Raw genomic sequence first — 17809 nt, 5'->3', positions numbered from 1 at the left:
TCTAGTACTCCAGCAGGAGATCCGTCGCGGCCGTCGGGAACCGGTGGTCGGCTTGACTCCCGTCCGGCCGGTGCATTGACTGTGTCCGTGCGAATCGTGCCCATGACGGCGGAGTACGCGGCCGACATCGTCACCTGGCAGTACCCGGCGCCCTACGACTGCTACGACATGACCGGGGTCGCCCCGGACTTCCTCGTCGATCCCGCCAGCGGTTTCCACGCCTTGGTCGACGACGGCGGGCTGATCGGTTTTCGTTCGTTCGGTCCGGATGGCCGGGTGCCGGGCGGTGTCTACGACGCGGCGGCGCTCGACACCGGCGGAGGGCTGCGGCCGGAGCTCACCGGACGCGGCCTGGGCCGGGAGGCCATCAGAACCGGGCTGGCGTTCGGCGCACGGCAGTTCGCGCCGCAGGTGTTCCGGATGACGATCGCCGCGTTCAACGTCCGCGCGCAGAAGGCGGTGCGATCCCTCGGGTTCGAGGCGGTCGGCCGGTTCGCGGCGTCGACCGACGGCCGGGACTATGACATCTTCACTGGGCCCGCCTGATCGGCGGTTACTCCTCGTCGAGCAGCCCACGGACAGAACCTGGCCTGCGGTGACGGTGTGGTTTTGTCCGTGGACGGCGAGCAGCCACCGTCGAGCCTGAGGTTTGTGAGGACCAATCAGGATGCGGCGGTGGCTGCCGCCTACAGGGTAGATGCTCGGCGATGGTCGCAGCTGTTCGGCGAGTTGATGGACCCGATCGAAGCACGTTTCAGCCGGCCGGAGCCGCGCAGACGGGTCCGGGACTTCGTGGCCGGCCTGTTGGCGCCGTTGCCGACGAAGAACTGTTGGACGATCGCCGAGCACGCAGGCGACGACAACCCGGGCGGGATGCAGGATCTGATCGGCAGGGCCAGCTGGGACGACGCGCTGGTGCGTGCCGACGTCCGAGACTTCGTGACCCGCCGGCTGGGTCACCCGGACGCGGTGCTGGTGATCGACGAGACGGGCGACCTCAAGAAGGGCGTCCACACTGTCGGGGTGCAACGGCAGTATTCCGGCACCGCCGGAAAGATCGAGAACTGCCAGCTCGCGGTGCATCTGACCTATGCCTCACCGCTCGGGCACACCCTGGTCGACGTCGCGCTCTATTTGCCGAAATCGTGGTCCGACGACCCGCAGCGGCGGGCGGAAGCGGGCGTGCCCGAGCATGTCGGGTTCGCCACGAAACCGCAGCTGGCCCGCCGTCTGATCGAGTCGGCGGTGACCGGCGGGCTGCTCTGCCGGTGGGTCACCGGCGACGAGGCCTACGGCGGCGACCCTGCTTTGGCCACGGCGCTACGAGGGCATCGGTTCGGCTACGTCCTGGCCGTCGCCTGCTCGCACCGGGCACCGACCGGCCTCGGTATTCAACGCGCCGACCAGATCGCCGCCGGCCTGCCCGCACATGCCTGGCAACGGATATCGGCAGGCGAGGGCGCGAAAGGGCACCGCTATTACGACTGGGCATTCGTCACCCTGCCCGCGGCCGCCGACCAGCACGCCGGCCATCACTGGCTGCTGATCCGCCGCAACCGCACCAACGGTGAGCTGGCGTTCTACCGCTGCTGGTCACCGCACCTCGTGCCGCTGCACCACCTGGTCACCGTCGCCGGCCGCAGGTGGAGCATCGAGGAATCATTCCAGGCCGCCAAGACCGGACTCGGCCTCGACCAGCATCAGCACCGCCGCTGGAAAGCCTGGCACCGCTGGACAACCCTGGTCATCGCCGCACACGCCTTCCTCGCAGCCGCGACCGCCCTGTGCACCCCGAGCCCACACGGCCTGATCGCGATCACCGTCAACGAGCTACGCCGCCTGTTCCACGCCCTGGTCATCGAACCCGCCCGACGCACCGCCGATGCAATCGCCTGGTCCATCTACCGCCGCAGACACCAAGACGCCGCCAAGACCAGTCACTACGCCAGACAAGCCTTCACCGAACCCTGAAACAGATCTCCTGCTGGAGTACTAGCTGACCACACCAATCATGGAGGTGATCGATCATTCTCCATCCAACGCAACAGACCCCTTACGGCTTCCGCGAGAGGTCCATCATCCGAACCAGCGAAGTGGGGGATCAGAGAGCCTCACCGCGCCTACTCCTGATTCTCTCCGCTACGGCGTCGGCTGCCTTCCGGTGGAGGTCTTTGGTGACGCTCTGGTAGGTGTCGCGGGTGAGTGTGGTGGTGGTGTGGCCGAGTTGGTCCGAGACGACTTTGATGTCGATGCCGGCGGCGAGGGCGATGGTGGCGGCGCCGTGGCGGAGGTCGTGGAGGCGGATGGGTGGTAGTCCGGCTCGGCGTACGAGTTTGAGGAATCGTTGAGTGACAAGGTTGGGATGCCAGGGGTGTCCGTTCGGGCGGACGAAGAAGAGTCCGGTGTCGGGCCAGGCGGGTCCGGCGGCGAGGCGTTGGGCCGCGCGGCGGGCGCGATAGGCGGTCAGGACGGCGGCGGTGTCGGCGTCGAAGGTGACGTCGCGGTTGCCGGCTCTGCTCTTGGGCGGTTTCTGCCTGATGGTGTGGCCATGGACGGCGATCTGGTTGTTGATCGTGACCTCCCGTCTGCCGAGTCGGACGTCGGCGTCGCGCAGGCCGCAGGCCTCGCCGCGGCGGGGGCCGCGGTAGGCCATGAAGTGGAAGAGGGGATACAGGTCTGGGTCGTGCTCGGCGGCGTGGTCGAGGAAGCGGACAAGAAGTTCTTCGGTCCAGACCATGATCGGGCCGGGGATCTCGCCGGTCGTCTTCCAGCGCTCGACGCGTTCGGGTTCCCAGACGATGGGCAGCGGACGGTCAGCTGGTGTCCTGACGAGCGTGGCCGGGTTGGTGACGCCGACGATGAGCTCTTCGGCGAGGGCGTCGTTGATTGCCTTGCGGAGGGCCGCGCGGATTCGTTGGCGGGTTGACGGGCCACAGGGTCGGATCCGGCGGGCACTAGCCCTGACGTCCGCGTCGGGGCTCGACTTGGCGGTTCGTATCTCGGCTCCGCGTTGTTCGATGGCGGCGAACATGGCTTTGAGATGGTGGGGGCGGAGTGTGTCGAGAGGGATGCTGCCGAGGTGGGGGATGAGGTGGATGCGGACTATGGATTCATAGCCGCGGATCGTGTTCTCATCGACTTTTAAGCCGGTGAGCTAGGTGGTCAGGTAGTCGGCGACGGTGGGGATGTCTGCGTGCGAGCCACGAGCGCGTAGTCGTTGTCGGATGTTGTCGCCGTCAGGCAGGGGTCCGCGGGTGTGGACGGCGTGCTGGAGCATGTCGCCGATCTCGATGCCCCGGGTGCGATCGCGGCCCACGAGAGTGAGCAGGGCGCGGGCGTGGTCGCGTTCCGTCGCGGCGGCGGCGCGGGTGTCGAAGCCTCCCCTGCGCAGTTGCCGGCGGCGCCCGTCGATGGCTCGGGGAAGTTCGATCCGGTAGTGCCAGTGGCCGTGCTCGGAACTCCAGGAGCCGTTGGCGCGTCGTAGCTGGAGGCAGTGGGTGCCGATCAGCTTGCCGCTATGGGTCTCGCGGCAGCCGCAGCGTTTGAAGATCGATCTGTCAGGCACAGGGCCACTGCCTCCTACGTGACGGTCCTGGTTGCCGCTGCGTTCGGCTCGGCGCCGCCCCAACTGCGAGCAGTGCCGTCACGCTGCAGGTAGTCGTACGAATGATCCTTTGTTGCCTGTCCTCCGTCCGTCCAACGAGCCGGCCGGGGAAACAGTTTCTCTGCTAGCCGGCACCAAACGCCCCAGTCGTGGCGCGGTGAATCCTGACGTTCGCAGAGCGATGGGACGCGGGTTGCCGGACCGCAGGGTGTCGAGCCGTAGACTCCGGCGGTGAACGCCGAGGACATCTGGCCGTCGCGCGTCCTCACGGGGAGGAGATCGTATGCAGGACCCTTCGGACTCGATGGAGATCGCCGAGCCTGAGGAGCACGGCCAGAGCGACACCGCCGAGTCGTCTGCTGTATACGATCCGACACCCGACTCGGATATCGACTCAACGACGGAATCGACGGTCATGGCGGAGGTGCTTCCAGGGGTTGCTGTCGTCTTTGGGGAGATCCCGGCGGAACTCAAGCTCGATTTGATCGACTTTGGGCTCGTGCCGGCTGCCGACCGTAGACAGATCGCCACAGTCCTCGCCTCGATCGGAAACACGGCGACCGTGGCCGGCAGCCTCGGAAATGCATTCGCCAGTGTGCAGGGGATTTACAGGATCAGCGACGCGACACGGGCCCTACTGATGGCTGGTGGAACGCTCGCTGTCAAGGACGGCGCGAACCTCGGAGCAGTGATGTCCTCCGGTCGCGTCATCGCTCAGGCCCGCCTTATCCCCTTGACTGCGGTGAGCGCGGCGCAGACTGCGGCTGCGATCGGGCCGGCGCTGGCCTTGGTCGCCCTTCAGATGCAGCTGAGTCAGATCACGGGCCTTGTCAGGACCAACATCGCGCTGACACACCAGGTACTCACGACTATCCGCCACGGGCAGTGGGCCGAACTGACGGCGCTCGTCGCCACCGTCGAACACGTAGTCGACCAGGCGCGAGCGGTCGAATCGGTCCCGACGTCCCTGTGGGACACCGTCGCGGGTAAGAGGGCGGACCTGCGTACGCAGCTCAACCTGTACCGATTGCACGTCGGCACGCACATCCGGCAGATCCATCGGCTCGACACACGTGGCCGCCGCGAGTATCTCGAGACGAATGCCGAGGCAATCCTCTTCGACGCAAACGCCCTCCTGTCTTCCGTCAAGGGATGGATCGGATATCAGGCGCTTCACGCCGCGCGGGCGAGAGCCGCCGGGCCCGAAGACGTTGGCGAGGCCCGGCTCGTCGAGGATATTGCGCGCCGCACTGGCAAGGAGCTCGAGTCCGCCCTCGCCGAGACGACGAGCCTCGTCGACTCGTTGACGCGGGAGCTACGAATCATCGTAGAACTCCCGGGACGCGGCACGCTGCCACTGCCGGGGAAGCGGAGGGACGCGAATGCGGCCCGCCAAACCTCTGCCCTTCTTCTAGCGGCGATCGAGCCTCTTGCCGATGCTCTCCATCCGCCAGCCCCTCCCCTCGAGGCTCCGGACGTCGTTTGCGCACCCGAATCGCTGGCTCTCGAGCCGTACCTTCGCATCCTGCAATGGTTCCTCAAGGACGGTGAGGCCCTGCGTGTCCTCGGCTTCCCCGATCAGCTCGATGCACTCGGTCCCGTTTCTGCGATCTTCAGCGGAGCGAAGGAGAAGTTTGCGGCAGCGAGGGACAAGGTGGTGGCAAAGACGCTGGTTGCCGTCACGGATCACCGCATCATCACGGCCAAGGCGATCGCATTTCTTGAGCAAGGCGAGATCCGTAAGGACATTCCGATTGACCACGTACGATACGTCCGAGCAGCGACCACGCAGGACAGAAGTCCGCGCTTGGCGATCGACCTCATTACGCGCGACGAAAACATCCGCTGGCTCTTCCATGCTGACATCGACAACGCTCAAGTGGACGCGCTCGCCGCCGTGCTTGCCGAGTCAATGACGATCCCGGACGTTGAACGCAATGAGCTTCAACGGCGGCGCTACGCCTCTATCGAGGTGGGCAAGAAGGGTGAGAGGACTGGCACGGGATTCACGGAACCGACTGGATCCGAGGCTACGACCTCCGACGCCGAGTAGGCCTCGAGCCAATCGCCGAGGGCTGCCCCAACCGCACCTACCGAGCCTGCTCACGTGCGGCGGTACGGGAGCCTGTACCGATCGGACGGACTCGGTCATGGCCTGTGAAGTGCTGACCTGTTAGGCGTTGTGCCTGCTGAGGAGGGTGCCGCCGACCAGCCGAATCATGTACCGCTCGGAAACCCGGTTCGGCTTCTGAGGTGCGGTTCTGTCCGGCTCGGCCAGTCGGCCGCAGGGCATGGTGGCGAGCATCTTCCTGTCCTTCGGGTACCTGATCTTGTGTCGGATGCTGCGGCAGGTGGTCCGAGGAATGCGGGGCGAGCGGTCCAAGGACGTCGAGATTCTCGTGCTACGTCATCAGGTCGCGGTGCTACGCGCCAGGTCGCACGCCCGGATGACGACCCGGGCGCCCTCCGATACCGGCGGAGGTCCGTGCCCTGGTAGTGCGCGTGGCCCGAGAGAACCCGACCTGGGGCCACCGTCGGGTGCAGGGGCGAACTACTCAGACTGGGGTACCGGTCGCGGCCAGCACCGTGTGGACCATCTTGACCAAGGCTGGTACCGACCCGGCTCCGCGCCGTGGTGGGCGGACCTGGACTCAGTTCCTGACCGCCCAGGACAGGGGCGTTCTCGCCTGCGATGTCCTGCACGTCGACACGATTGGTCTGACCCGCATCTACGTCCTGTTCCTGATGGAAGTCGAGACCCGGCGGGTACACGTCCTCGATGCCACCGAGTATCCGACGGGGGACTGGGTCACTCAGCAGGCCCGAAACCTGCTGATTGGACTTCGGCGACCCGGTCGCACAATTCAGGTTTCTGATCCGGGATCGTGACAGCAGTACATCGCCGCGTTCGACGAGGTCTTCATCGTCGGAGGCACCGAGATTCTGCGAACCCCGCGCTGCCCGGTCGGCCTGCCCCCGTTTACCCCCCGAAAAGCCGTTGACATCCAGTGACAAGAAGCGATCACTGCTTTGATCGTGTCTGTGCAGTTCGGCGCCTATTTCTGGCAGTCAATGACAAAGCCGGGGTGTTTCGGATGGTAACAAAGGGGTTTTGACGACCAATGACATGCTTTCAAAGAGGAGGCTTGACGGCCGTCGGCCCACTGCGCTGCTGTCTTGGAATGAGATAGGAGAGCGGCCTTCGTTAGGCTGAGGCCATGAGAATTCGGGGAAATGCGTGGGCCAACTTCGGTCGCCGACTGACCGCGCGTGACGACGGATGGCCTGGGCGACACCGACGGCGGGGCTCGGCTCCGGTGCGACCCCAACGAGGAGCCCGCGTTGGAAGGCGGCGACCCTTGGCTCTCCGCTCCATCGTGGGCAGCACCATTGGGCATGCTGTTAGGGACTTGCTCCTGACCTCGCTTGCACTTGCGTAGGAACGGGGGTGCACGTGCTCATGGTTGGCTCGGACTGCAACTGGTCGATGGCTTCCTTCGTGTATCTGCTCACCAGCTCTGCCAGTTGAGCGTCGTCGAGCGATTCGAGGCTGACCACGACCGCGAGTCGCCGGAGTCTGCGGGCGGTGATCCGCAGGATGTCGGTCCGTGCGGTGCCGGCTTCCCCGGCGGTGGTCAGGTGGGCGTGGGTGATGGCGCGGGCGACGCGTGGATGCGCGCCGAGCGTGGGGCGTTCGAGGATCGCGACGGCCTCGTCTTCGTAGATTTGGGCTCCGATGTCCTCGCCGAGGCTGTGGATGCGGGCCCACAGGCGTCGGAACACGTTACGGGGGCGGCCGATAATGCGTTCGTATCCTGGCCGACGTAGCGGGTTGGGCCATCGCCAGAGCGCGACATCCGGCAGTAGGACCAGGCTGAGGAATGACCAGACCTCCTCGCTCGCCGCATCGGCGGGCACAATGGTCATCTGCCGGTACAGGGCCGGTGCCAGCAGCCGGTCGAAGGCCGTGCCGCTCGTCTTGCTCAGAGGTGCCGGCCAGTTTGCCTCGGTGGCGATGGCGCGGACGGTCTGTTGCAGGGCTCGCAGGTCGTCCTCCGCTACACGGTACGGGGCAGTCGGGTACCAGGTGGTGCGTGGGTCGGCGGTGGCCGACAGTCGTCGCAGTTCGACAAGGTCGCGGCCGGTGTGGAGCGTCAGCAGTTGCTCCGCGATGTGTGCAGGCAACCGCGGGTAGACGTGTAGCCGGCTCATGCGAGGACCCGGTCCAGACCTTGGATGACCGCCTCCAGTTCACTCGGGTCATTGCGGTGTTGGCTGCGTAGGTCGGCAAGCGACCGGTCGGGGAAGTACCGGCGTGTCAGGTTGATGAACAGCTCTCCCAGTGTGCCTTCGCCGTGGTCGTGGTCGTCCTGGAGGTCCTCGCACCGTAGCGCTGTCTGGATGAGCTGACGGACGACATCGTGCCGGAGCATGTCAGCGAGGGTCCGGGAGTTCTCCGCGTCCGGATGGTTGAGCATCGTGGTGATTGCGGGGTGGTCGGTGTTGAGGTACAGCCGGATGCTGCCGGTGTCAGAGCCGTCGAGATCCGGGGTGCAGGACAGGTACCACAGCGAGCGCCGTCCCTCGGCCAGCCCGCTGTCGGCGAAGCTCGTGGCCACGACGGGGAATCGGCTGCCGCTGCCTTCCAGGGTGAAGCGCCGTCGGGCCTGCCAGAGGATGGCGCCGGGCAGGCTGGCTGCGAGCGGCGAGAACGGTGCAGGATCAGGGACGGCAAGGACCATCCGGGCGGTGACGGTGAGATTCCCGCCGATCTCGGTTCCCGGGATCACGACGATCAGCTGGTTCCCGCCGTCGGCGAGTCTGGCCGGAGGGGAGTTGCCGCGGCGATTGGTGCTGCTGCTGTGCCAGGTGACGAAACAGGTCACGGCGGCGTCGGATGACAGGCCGCAGTCCTGCAGCACGCCGGGCAGGTCGACGTGCAGAGGCCAGGTCGCCGTGAGGTCGGTGAAGTAGTCCCAGTCCGGTACCGGCTGACCCTCAGCAACGGATGTGCCCTGCGGGGAGGTGACTGTCACGGTTCCGGACTGGATCCGCTCCTCGGCCGGGGTCAGGTAACCCGCGCTGATGGGGGCGCTCACCGCGGTCCCACCTCCTCCTTGCTCACCCGGACGGTAACGGCGGCATCAGCCGGTTGTGTGAGAGTGACAGTCCAGCGTTCCGACGTCACGGCGGTCAGGGTCAGGCGTGGACCAGGCGTGAGGACTCCGCTGTCCCGGTCACGCCAGTGCAGGACTTCGACGGGGGTGGTCTCGTCGGCCGGCTCCGGTGCGCCGTCCGCAACCGCGACCAGGGGATGGGCGGTGAGGGTCAGCGGTGCGCCGGGATTTCCGGTGAGGTCGATGTCGAACTCGACCGCGCGGCCGCCGTCGGTTAGCAGGGCCGGCCGGGGCCGGGGATGGAAACTCACGGTCAGACCACGTGTGGAGCGCGCCCCCTGGCCTTGGCCGTGGTGCCCCTGCTGCTGCCCGTTGTCTCCGGCGCCGGGTGTCGGTGTGTCGGCGGGTTTTGCCGGTGCTCCCGATGTGCTCGGCGGCGGGTGAGGCACCGCGTTGGCCGACCCGACCGGGATGCGGGAGTCGGTGCCACCGGCCTGGGTGTCGAGCAGTACGCCGAGGACGTTCGCCAGTCGTGAAACCCCTGTCACGGCCTCGGTGGTCGGTGCGGTCGCGTTTCCCGCCCGACGCTCCCGGAAGATCCGGTCGATGCGCTGGAGCGCCTGGCTGACCGGGTTACGGGCGTAGCGCTGCCGTTGTGCCAGCCGCGGCTGCCACCTGTCGTGTGTCGGTGGTTCGGCGCGGGCGAAATCCTCATCGAGTTCGGGGTCGGCGATGAACACGCCGCTGATGGCGTACCCGAACGGGTCCGGGGTGACGGTGCGGTATTCGACGACGAGACCGGGTCTGCGCATGAGAGCGATCTCTGCGGGTGGTCGGGCGTGGTTACCTGAGGCGCCTGCCCTGTACGTCCGCCATGCCAGGACGCCGAGACGTTGCTCCGGACGGCTGCCGACGATCTCCTGGACCGCCCAGGGCCAGGGGTGGTCTTCTGCCGCACCCTGGAACACGGCGAGGCAGTACCGGTGCGCCTCGACGAAGTACCGCAGTCGCGCATCGGTGGCCGGGTCCGCAAGATCGATCCGGGACCCGTCGGATGTGAACTGCAACCTGAGGCCGGGACCTGGATCCCCTTGCTCCACGACGTTGGCCCACGCATACCTCGTCGCGGTGTCGGCCATCACGGCGATCACCTCGGCCAGGCGCTCCTGTTCTGTGCGGGGAGCGATGACCATGATGGAGGTGCCGGTGCCGTCCTCGGGCAGGCGTGTCAGTCCGATTGCCCGGGCCATCCGCTCCGCCGTCGGGCCGGTAACGGGCTCCACACCGACGTCCTGGTGGGGGACCCCCCACCAGTGGCGTCCGGTGTACTGACGTCGCTCGGCCCGGTAGGGGTCGGTAAGGGACATGCCAATCAGTCGGCAATGGACGCCCGTGGTGGTTCTGACGCGGGTGAATATCACCACTGTGCCGATGCTGCTCGCCTCGAACAGTACGGCTTTGCCGTAGCCGTAGGTTCCTCCCGCGAATCCCTTGTCGGGGTGTCGTCCGACGTTCCGGATGAGGTCGACGAAATCCCGGGGGTCGTCCTCACCCACCCGGTCGGCCCGGGTGGGCCCGCCGAGTCCGCGTGTCCCGGTGTCGGTGACCGTCAGGACCCGGAGGTCCGGTGCGTCCAGGCCGGCCCCGGGAAGAAAAAGACGCAGGCTCTGCAGTTGCGGTGCGGTCAGGCGCCAACCGTCCACGCAGAACTGGACGGGGCGGTCCCCGGTGGCGGCGTCCCAGCTGTTCTGCAGCGTCTCACGCAGGAACAGCTCCCAGAAGTCCATGGAGTAGGTGCCGAGGGTCCGACGCACCGACCGCGCGTCTATCCCCCCGGAGGCGGGGAGAGGCTCGGCGTACCTGGCGATGCGCGTCATGGCTGTTCCAGCAGCGCGGCGGCTGCCGCGGAGGGGTCGATGAGGTGATTGTCGAAAGCTGACAGGTCGATGCTGTAGGTCAGTCGGACCAGGTGTTGCTGCAGTGAGGCATCGAGCTGCCCTGACGTCACCCGCGGAAATCCGGGGGTGTTGACGTGGTACGCGGCGACGCGTTTCACCCGGTGTCTGTCCCGGCGATAGGTATCGGCGTCGTCGCTGCGGTAACCGACCGCATCCAGCGCGCCCAGCAGGACACGCCGGTCGATCCCGGTGCCGAGGAGCCTGTCGACGGCGTCGGGCACGCTGTCACCGGCACTGTCGCGTTCGAACTGTTCGACGTACAGGTAGAGATCGGTGCCGGGGCGCTCCTCCAACTGACCGGCCCCGTGCACCGCGACGACCAGGCGGTCGCGGTGTGTGGTGGCCTTGACTTCGACGGCAGCGCTGGCCGAGGTGAAGTCCGTACGCGCTTTCTGGTGCCCTGTCCACAGGTCCACGGGCTGCACGCCCCCCTGTCCGCTGATCAGTTCGAGGAAGTGCAGCTCGGCGAGCAGGCCGATCAGCACCTCCGGTCCGAGTGTCGGGCCCGGTGCCGGATAGAGCAGTTCACGCCACCGGTGCAGGACCTCCAGGCAGACCCGCCCCGGATCGCCGGGGCGGCGCTGCAACTGTTGGCGCAGGTCATCGGTGAATGCCGCGAAGATGTCGTTGAGCTCAGGCAGTTCGCACACCACGTCGGCGTATCGTCGCGAGTGACGGGAGTCGTCCTCCAGGCCCCGGGTGGTGACGGTGACGCCGCGGCTGGTGGTGTCCTGCACGGTAGGGTGACGGTCGGTCAGCGGGATGAGCAGATGCCGGCGTCCTGCGGCGTCGATGCCGACGGCGACCGGCCCGGCGGCCACTTCGACCGGGCTGTCCAGCACACGCATCTGCCGTGGCGGGTCGGTCGCTTCCAGACGGCGGAACATCTCCTCGGCGCCGCCTGTCATGATGCGGCGCCATCGGTCATGGCTTCGCCTGCGCGTTCGTCGGCGGCGTCGATCTCGTCGATGTCGACGAACTCGAGCTCCTCGTCGACCGGGGCGAGGCCGGACAGGTCGACCGCGACGTAGTCACGGTCCTCGGGTCCGCGGGCCTCGGGAAAGAACAGGCCGATCCCGAGGATGTCCTCCACCGCCGCGAGGTCGGTTCTCGGGTAGCCGCGGGTGCCGCTGCTGCGCTCGACGGTGGAGTTCCCGCTGACCGGATAGAGACACAGGAGTCCGGTGCCTCCCAACTGCCCGTCGCGCAGCTCCCGCAACCTGCGGTCGGTTGGATCACCGTCGATCATGTCGCTGATTCTGATGGAGCCGGACAGGTCGGCGACGCGGTCCATGGTGGACACCAGTGCCTTGATGTCGGCATAGTCCGCCGGCACCGTGAGCCGGCTGCGGTTGATCCGATGGTACTTGCGGCCCGCCAGTTCCATGGTCCCGAGGCGGTCGCTGCCCTGTTCGATGACGACGACGTTCCAGGTGCGCAGCGCGTCGTAGTCGTTCTGCTTGGCGATGTACTCGCACAGGGCCTCCGGGCGGAGGCTGGGGCTGCGCTCATGGAAACGGTAGTCGCGTAGGAAGGCCATCACTCGTGCGGCCGGCACGCCGGTCAGTGCGGTGCGTCCGGCCCGCACGGACGTTTCCCGGACCCCGGGCAGGCTGCGGGCGGCGGTGAGGAGGCGGTCGGCTGCGTCGATGTTGTGCCGTAGCCAATCCTGGTCGCGGTGGTGGAATTTGATGGTTTGCATGACCTGGGAGCCGTAGCTGTAGCGCACCGTGACGCCCCCGCGCATCTTGGCGGCCGAGGTCACTGCCATGGCCGGGTGTTTGCGGATCATCACCGCCAACTGCCGTGGCGTCTTGTGCTCGGTCTCGTAGCGGCGGATCTGCTGCCGGATCTCGGCCTCGACGGTCGCCAGGTCCACGAACCACGCGGCAAGATCGCCCGTCATCCAGATCCGGGGCAGGTCCTCATAGCCGTGGCGGTAGCCGAACCAGCGACCCATCTGCAGCAAGGTGTCGTAGGCGGAGGCGGCCCGGACGAAGTAACTGCACACCAGGCCGGCGAGAGTCAACCCGCGGGAGAGGGTGTTACCCCCGATGGCGATGGCGGTGACCGGGTCCTCGCCGTAGCTGAGTCGGACGTCGGACTGGTAGTTGTCGACCACCACGCCCACGTCGGCCATGACGCCGGGGATCTGGTCGCAGACCTGCGGCCACGGCACGGGTGGGAGTCCGAGGTCGGTGGCGGGCACCCGGGTCGTCTCCTGCTCCCACTGTTGCCGGAACCGGTCCCGCACGGCAGGGGTCGACCAGCCGCTGCGCAGAGTCCCCAGGTACGCCTGCACGATCTCGGCGGTCCGCTGGTGCGCCGTGGCGCGCATGGATGTGTGGATCAACATGGTCGAGTCGGCCGGCGCGCCGTCGCGGCAGCGGCGGGCGGCGGTGGCCAGGATGAACCAGCGGATGGCGTCGCCGAGGCTGTCGGTGACGGTGGGTCTCCAGTCGCCGAAGCCGGTGCGGGCACCGGGTGGCCGCACCTGGGGGACCTCGTCGTCAGGGACCGTCCGTACGACATCCAGGCCCCGATCGACCGGCCCGGTCTCGTAGGTGAGCAGGTCGCGTCCGAAGATCCGTTCGGCGCCGAAGTAGTCGTCGGGACGGGGCAGGTCGACGATGAAGTCGGCGGGGTAGAGATCGTCGGGCACTGTCGGATCGATGAGCAGGTTCGCGAACGGCGTCGCCGTGTAGGCGACGTAGGCGACCTTCGGTTTGCTCAGGATGCGACGGATAAGGGAGTTGATGGTCGACTGCCGTCCCCTGTTGCCCACGTCGATGCTCGCCTGGTCGGCCTCGTCGTCGATGACGAGGATGGGGCAGTCCTGCAGGATGGTGCCGGCGGCCTCGAGGAAACGGGCCAGCTTCCGCAGCCGGTACGGGTTCTTCTTGACCACGGCGAGGAGCCGCTGGTCGGGGTTGCTCAGCAGGTTCGCCGCATTGCGGGATTGTCTGTCGTCAAAGTCGGTCTCACCGTCGGTCAGCAGGTGCCAACGGCCGCGGTCCTCGCCGACGAGGATCTGTTCCAGTCGCTGCTGCGTCTGTGACCGCAGGTTGTCGGTAATGCCGGACAACACCACGACGAACCGGTAGCGGGCGTCACACAGCTTCGCCGCCACAGACATGAAGTTGGTCGTCTTGCCGCTCTGGACATGTCCGAGAACCAGTCCACGGCTGCTGAACCGCTCCGTCCCGGGCGGCGGGATCAAGGAGACGATCTTACTTGAGGCGTCGTTGATCCGTCCGATGGGCTCGTCGTCGAGACCCGTGCCCTCCAAACGGCGCCGCACCGACGGCCAGAAAACGTCGTCGGACCGGGGGATGTACCACGGCTCCAGTTGTGCCGAGGGGTCTGTCAGAGAACGGGGCTCGTGCAGGTCCCGGGGACGGCCGGCCCGGGCCTGGTACTCCGTGATCGCGGCGTCGAGGATGTCGGCCGGAACGAACCTGCCCAGCTGACGACGGATCGCCGTGATCGTGCTGTTGCCGTACACGGCACTAGCGATCTGTTCGACCAGGTCGTTGAGGTCCTCGTCGCTGATCCGGTGCATCCGTGCCCTTCCGTCATGGCGCCGATGGGTGGGTCTCAGTGAGACAGCCATCAGAGCGATGTTCGGTATCCACGTATACAGCATGGATGGCGCAAGTCACCCTCCGTCAAGACCGTCCGGTTGTCCGGTCGGCCGGGTCGATGACACCGAAGCGATGGGACATCACGCCGGACTTGGGTACCGGGCCCTTCGATCCGGTGACGGACCGCGCTGCGGCGCTGACGTCCCCGCCGGGGCATGCTGGGCTGCGGCCGCCGTCACCGGTAACGTTCGTGCACGTGACCGACCGCGCCGATGCCGAACCCACCGCACCTGATCCCACCGCCCGTCGCGGCAAGTACAAGGTCAGACTGGTGCGTGGACCCTTCGTGCAGCTGGCGCCCCATCCCGACGCCGTTACCGACGGCGAGCACCTGTTGCGGTACGCCCAGGAAGCCCGCAAGGACGGGTTCCGGTTGGCGGCCGATCTGTTCAGCGGGGCGGGCGGTCTGAGTCTCGGTATGCAGAACGCCGGCTACCGGGTCATCCTCGCGGTGGACCACTACCCGGAAGCGGTCGAGACCCACCGGCACCACCACGGTGGTCTGAGCGTGGACTGGGACCTGGGTGACCCGGCCCGCATCCGGGAGGTCGCCGACCTCGTGCGCCTCGCAGGCGTCGAGTTGCTCGCCGGCGGGCCCCCGTGTCAGCCGTTCTCCAAGGCCGGCCGGTCGATGATTCGCCACAAAGTGCGCCATGGTCTGCGTGATCCGTATGACGAACGACGTGACCTCTGGCGGTCGTTCCTTGAGGTCATTCGGCTGGCCCGGCCGCCGGCGGTGCTGATGGAGAACGTGACGGACATGGCTCTGGACAAGGAGATGTTCATCCTCCGGACGATGGTGCACGAGCTGGAATCCCTCGGCTACGCGGTGGAGGAGAAGGCAGTCGACACCTTCCGGTACGGCGTCCCACAGTTCCGTCAACGGCTCATCCTGGTCGGCCTACGGGACGGCCTCGCCTTCGACTGGCCGAAGGAACAGCCCGAGCGGGTCACGGTGTGGAACGCGATCGGCGACCTGCCGGAGGTGGAGGGCGGCTGGCGCCCGGAAGGGGGTGCGGAGGGTTGGGCTCCCTACGACGCTCCCGTGACAGGTTTCCAGCGGCGTATGCGCGAGGGGGTGCCGGATCCGGATGCGCACCGGGTTTTCGACCACATCACCCGCCCGGTGCGGGAGGACGACCTGCGGGCGTTTGAGATGATGGGCCCGACGACCCGGTATTCGGACCTACCGGACGACGTCAAGCGGTACCGCGACGACATCTTCGACGACAAGTACAAACGTCTGGACGAGAACGACCTGTCGCGCACCATCACGGCGCACATCGCTAAGGACGGCTACTGGTACATCCACCCGCGGCAGAACCGCACGATCACCGTGCGCGAGGCAGCCCGGTTGCAGACCTTCCCCGACTGGTTCCGTTTCGCCGGGCCGCCGTCGGCGGCATTCAAACAGATCGGCAACGCGGTACCCCCGTTGCTCGGTGAACACCTGTCGCGAGCTGCGCGACGGGCGCTCGACAATCCTCGTCCGGCCCACGTGTCGACGCGGGAGGTCGCCTCGACGCTCGCGGGCTGGTTCGCCTCCGGTCAGGTCAGCGGTATTCCATGGCTGCGCGCGGAGACACGGTGGCAGGTCCTGCAGGCGGAGATACTTCTCGATCGCGCCCACCCGGATGTGATGCGCCAGGTCTGGGTCCTGCTGCGGACGTGGCGCCAGCCGCAGGACACGGTGGCGGCGGAGGAGAACCTGCGCCGCACCGGCGGGTTCATCTCCCGGGCGAACCGGGCCGGGACGGTGGTGGAGCTCGCCCGGCAACTCGCTGATGATCCTCGGGTACTGCGCGACGACGACGCGTTGCGGCGGGTGCCCGGTCTCCACGAGTCCATCGCCGACCTGGCTGTGCTGGTCGTTCCCGCGGGCACCGAGGACGAGTCGGAAGAGCCCGTTCTCGTCACCAAGGGTGTGTTGCGGGTGGCCGCCCGCTTCAGCGGTCATCCCGTCGACCGGCGTAACCGCCTCACCGACGGCCGGCTGGAGGTCGCCCGGATGATCGGTATCGACAGCGACGCTCGCGCCGCCCACTTGGGCCTGATCGAACTTGCGAACACGCTGTGCCGGCCGGTGGAGCCGTTGTGCCAGGAATGTCCGCTGGTCAAGAAGTGCGTCGGGGCGCGTATCGACGGGCCTCAGCTGTTCTGACCGCGTCGGTCCTGGTCAGCGGTCCAGTCCGAGTAGCTGCGCCACCTCCGGCGACTGGGCGCGCAGAGTCTCCTCGATGCGTTCCCATGCCGCCCACTGATCCGCCTGCATGGCGGCCATCCGTAGGGCGAGGCCGGCGGTGGCGGCCGCGTGGGTAGCGGCACGCACTTCAGGTGATGCGGTGACGTCCGCCGGTACGGGCCGTGCCGAACTCCGTGAGGTCCTGCGGTAGGCGTCGTTGGCCAGGACACACAGTTCGTTGACCGGCGCCTCCAGGATCTGGCGCAGTTGGGCCGGCAGGCTGACGCGCATCTTGGCGACGTTGATGTTGAATGCGGTGTCGAGGTCGTTGTCGAAATCCAACGCTGCCCTGGCCAGCTTCGTGTGCTCGTCGATACCGCGGATCCCACCCCATCCGCCCCACTGCACCAGCCGGTTGGCCCGGTACACGTACAGACCCTGCTGCCGGTTCCAGTTCAGGGGGCCCGAGTGCCGATCGAATTCTGCGGCTGAGGTGAAGCGGTCACGCGGCGGCAGCACGAACCTTCTGAGTTGAACCAGTCCCACGACGCCTGCCATTTCGATTTCGAACTGCTGTCGGGGCAGCTCAGAGGTGTGCGGCTCCTGCGGAGCAAACGGGTTCCACGGGCGCAGCTTCTGCCCGTTCACCGACATCACCAGTGGCGTGAGTCCATCGGATCCTTCCAGAAAGCGGTGGAAAACCATGCTGAGATGGTCCGATGTCCGCGCCGCCAGGGTCTCCAGACGCCGTCGGGCCCAGCCGCCCGACGGGCGCTTCTCGGGCAGTACGCGATCGAGCGCCTGCCAGACGACCACGGTGCCGGTCCCTTCGGCCAGCCCCTGCCGGGCGCTGCGGACCACCGGATCCTGCGGGGACGGGTCCACCACGACCCACTGGTCCCATTCCTCCACAAGGTCGAGGTCCAGCTGCCGCGCGCTCGTCCGTGCCACCGATCGGCTGCTGCGGCTGATCACGGTGAGCGTCCGGCATTGGGACAGTGACGCGGTCTTGAGGCCCAGACCGTAGCGACCCAGTTCGCCGCGCCGGTACGAACGCCTCGTGCCGAACCGCAGAGCCTCTATCAGCTGGCCGGCTGACATGCCGTGACCGTCGTCGGCGATCACGACGCGGGAGTCCTCCCCGTCGAACTCGACGGTCACGTCGATGCGGGTGGCCCCTGCCGCGACGCTGTTGTCGACGATGTCTGCCACCGCGGTCGGGAACTCGTACCCGATGTCCCGCAGCGACCCGGTCAGCCGTGCGGCTGAGGGCGCCACGTCGTACCACGCTCTAACCGGCATGG

Annotated in this window: 13 protein-coding genes and 2 pseudogenes; 6 read left to right on the top strand and 9 right to left on the bottom strand. The window is 67.2% G+C overall.

Annotated features, from left to right (window positions below; all coding sequences use genetic code 11):
- Positions 1-87: 87 nt before the first annotated feature.
- Positions 88-546, top strand: a complete 459-nt coding sequence (locus R6Y94_RS16245; RefSeq protein ID WP_318396684.1) for a GNAT family protein — start codon at positions 88-90, stop codon at positions 544-546.
- Positions 547-732: 186 nt separating this feature from the next.
- On the top strand, positions 733-1971 hold the full coding sequence (locus R6Y94_RS16240) for an IS701 family transposase (protein WP_318396683.1): 1239 nt from the start codon (positions 733-735) through the stop codon (positions 1969-1971).
- Between the two features lie 130 nt (positions 1972-2101).
- On the opposite strand, the gene R6Y94_RS16235 is transcribed toward R6Y94_RS16240, so the two are convergent.
- From R6Y94_RS16235 to R6Y94_RS16225, 3 genes and pseudogenes are all read right to left on the bottom strand, one after another.
- Complete coding sequence (locus tag R6Y94_RS16235; RefSeq protein WP_318396682.1) at positions 2102-3031, bottom strand: site-specific integrase; 930 nt, start codon at positions 3029-3031, stop codon at positions 2102-2104.
- A 15-nt stretch (positions 3032-3046) separates the two neighbouring features.
- A pseudogene (locus R6Y94_RS16230) lies at positions 3047-3130 on the bottom strand (hypothetical protein); the annotation flags it as partial.
- A gap of 24 nt (positions 3131-3154) precedes the next feature.
- Complete coding sequence (locus R6Y94_RS16225) at positions 3155-3565, bottom strand: hypothetical protein (protein WP_318396681.1); 411 nt, start codon at positions 3563-3565, stop codon at positions 3155-3157.
- 343 nt (positions 3566-3908) lie between these two features.
- On the opposite strand from R6Y94_RS16225, the gene R6Y94_RS16220 reads away from it, so the two are divergent.
- The 3 genes and pseudogenes from R6Y94_RS16220 (at position 3909) to R6Y94_RS16215 (ending at position 6493) form a co-directional block, all read left to right on the top strand.
- Positions 3909-5657 carry a hypothetical protein gene (locus tag R6Y94_RS16220; protein WP_318396680.1) on the top strand — a complete coding sequence of 583 codons (1749 nt, stop codon included), beginning with the start codon at positions 3909-3911 and terminating at the stop codon, positions 5655-5657.
- Positions 5658-6067: 410 nt separating this feature from the next.
- A pseudogene (locus R6Y94_RS45135) lies at positions 6068-6193 on the top strand (hypothetical protein); the annotation flags it as partial.
- Between the two features lie 9 nt (positions 6194-6202).
- Positions 6203-6493, top strand: coding sequence for a hypothetical protein (locus R6Y94_RS16215; protein ID WP_318396679.1), 291 nt, complete (start codon positions 6203-6205; stop codon positions 6491-6493).
- A 513-nt stretch (positions 6494-7006) separates the two neighbouring features.
- Here the strand turns inward: R6Y94_RS16215 and R6Y94_RS16210 are convergent.
- From R6Y94_RS16210 to R6Y94_RS16190, 5 genes are all read right to left on the bottom strand, one after another.
- The gene (locus R6Y94_RS16210; RefSeq protein WP_318396678.1) at positions 7007-7816 is read right to left on the bottom strand and encodes a hypothetical protein; all 810 of its coding nucleotides are present in this window, start codon (positions 7814-7816) and stop codon (positions 7007-7009) included.
- Positions 7813-8526, bottom strand: a complete 714-nt coding sequence (locus R6Y94_RS16205; RefSeq protein WP_318396677.1) for a hypothetical protein — start codon at positions 8524-8526, stop codon at positions 7813-7815. The genes R6Y94_RS16210 and R6Y94_RS16205 overlap by 4 nt, the downstream gene beginning before the upstream one ends.
- Positions 8527-8699: 173 nt before the next feature.
- Positions 8700-10535 carry a hypothetical protein gene (locus R6Y94_RS16200; protein WP_318396676.1) on the bottom strand — a complete coding sequence of 612 codons (1836 nt, stop codon included), beginning with the start codon at positions 10533-10535 and terminating at the stop codon, positions 8700-8702.
- 59 nt (positions 10536-10594) lie between these two features.
- Positions 10595-11587, bottom strand: coding sequence for a PD-(D/E)XK motif protein (locus tag R6Y94_RS16195; protein ID WP_318396675.1), 993 nt, complete (start codon positions 11585-11587; stop codon positions 10595-10597).
- Entirely contained in the window at positions 11584-14184 is a 2601-nt protein-coding gene (locus R6Y94_RS16190; protein ID WP_318396674.1) for a Z1 domain-containing protein, read from the bottom strand. The genes R6Y94_RS16195 and R6Y94_RS16190 overlap by 4 nt, the downstream gene beginning before the upstream one ends.
- Before the next feature lie 335 nt (positions 14185-14519).
- Here R6Y94_RS16190 and R6Y94_RS16185 point away from each other — a divergent pair, with 335 nt between their 5' ends.
- Positions 14520-16484, top strand: coding sequence for a DNA (cytosine-5-)-methyltransferase (locus R6Y94_RS16185; protein ID WP_318396673.1), 1965 nt, complete (start codon positions 14520-14522; stop codon positions 16482-16484).
- A 15-nt stretch (positions 16485-16499) separates the two neighbouring features.
- On the opposite strand, the gene R6Y94_RS16180 is transcribed toward R6Y94_RS16185, so the two are convergent.
- On the bottom strand, positions 16500-17807 hold the full coding sequence (locus R6Y94_RS16180; RefSeq protein WP_318396672.1) for an ATP-binding protein: 1308 nt from the start codon (positions 17805-17807) through the stop codon (positions 16500-16502).
- Positions 17808-17809 lie beyond the last annotated feature (2 nt).

Source organism: Plantactinospora sp. KLBMP9567, from assembly GCF_033446045.1.
In the GTDB taxonomy this organism is placed as follows: domain Bacteria; phylum Actinomycetota; class Actinomycetes; order Mycobacteriales; family Micromonosporaceae; genus Plantactinospora.
This window is presented reverse-complemented; position numbering and strand designations above follow the sequence as displayed.

What these genes read in the sequence shown, in the direction of transcription:
- R6Y94_RS16210 (WP_318396678.1), bottom strand. Translation starts at nt 7,816, where the DNA reads ATGAGCCGGCTACACGTCTACCCGCGGTTGCCTGCACACATCGCGGAG.
- R6Y94_RS16240 (WP_318396683.1), top strand. Translation starts at nt 733, where the DNA reads ATGGACCCGATCGAAGCACGTTTCAGCCGGCCGGAGCCGCGCAGACGG.
- R6Y94_RS16180 (WP_318396672.1), bottom strand. Translation starts at nt 17,807, where the DNA reads ATGCCGGTTAGAGCGTGGTACGACGTGGCGCCCTCAGCCGCACGGCTG.
- R6Y94_RS16195 (WP_318396675.1), bottom strand. Translation starts at nt 11,587, where the DNA reads ATGACAGGCGGCGCCGAGGAGATGTTCCGCCGTCTGGAAGCGACCGAC.
- R6Y94_RS16220 (WP_318396680.1), top strand. Translation starts at nt 3,909, where the DNA reads ATGGAGATCGCCGAGCCTGAGGAGCACGGCCAGAGCGACACCGCCGAG.
- R6Y94_RS16235 (WP_318396682.1), bottom strand. Translation starts at nt 3,031, where the DNA reads ATGTTCGCCGCCATCGAACAACGCGGAGCCGAGATACGAACCGCCAAG.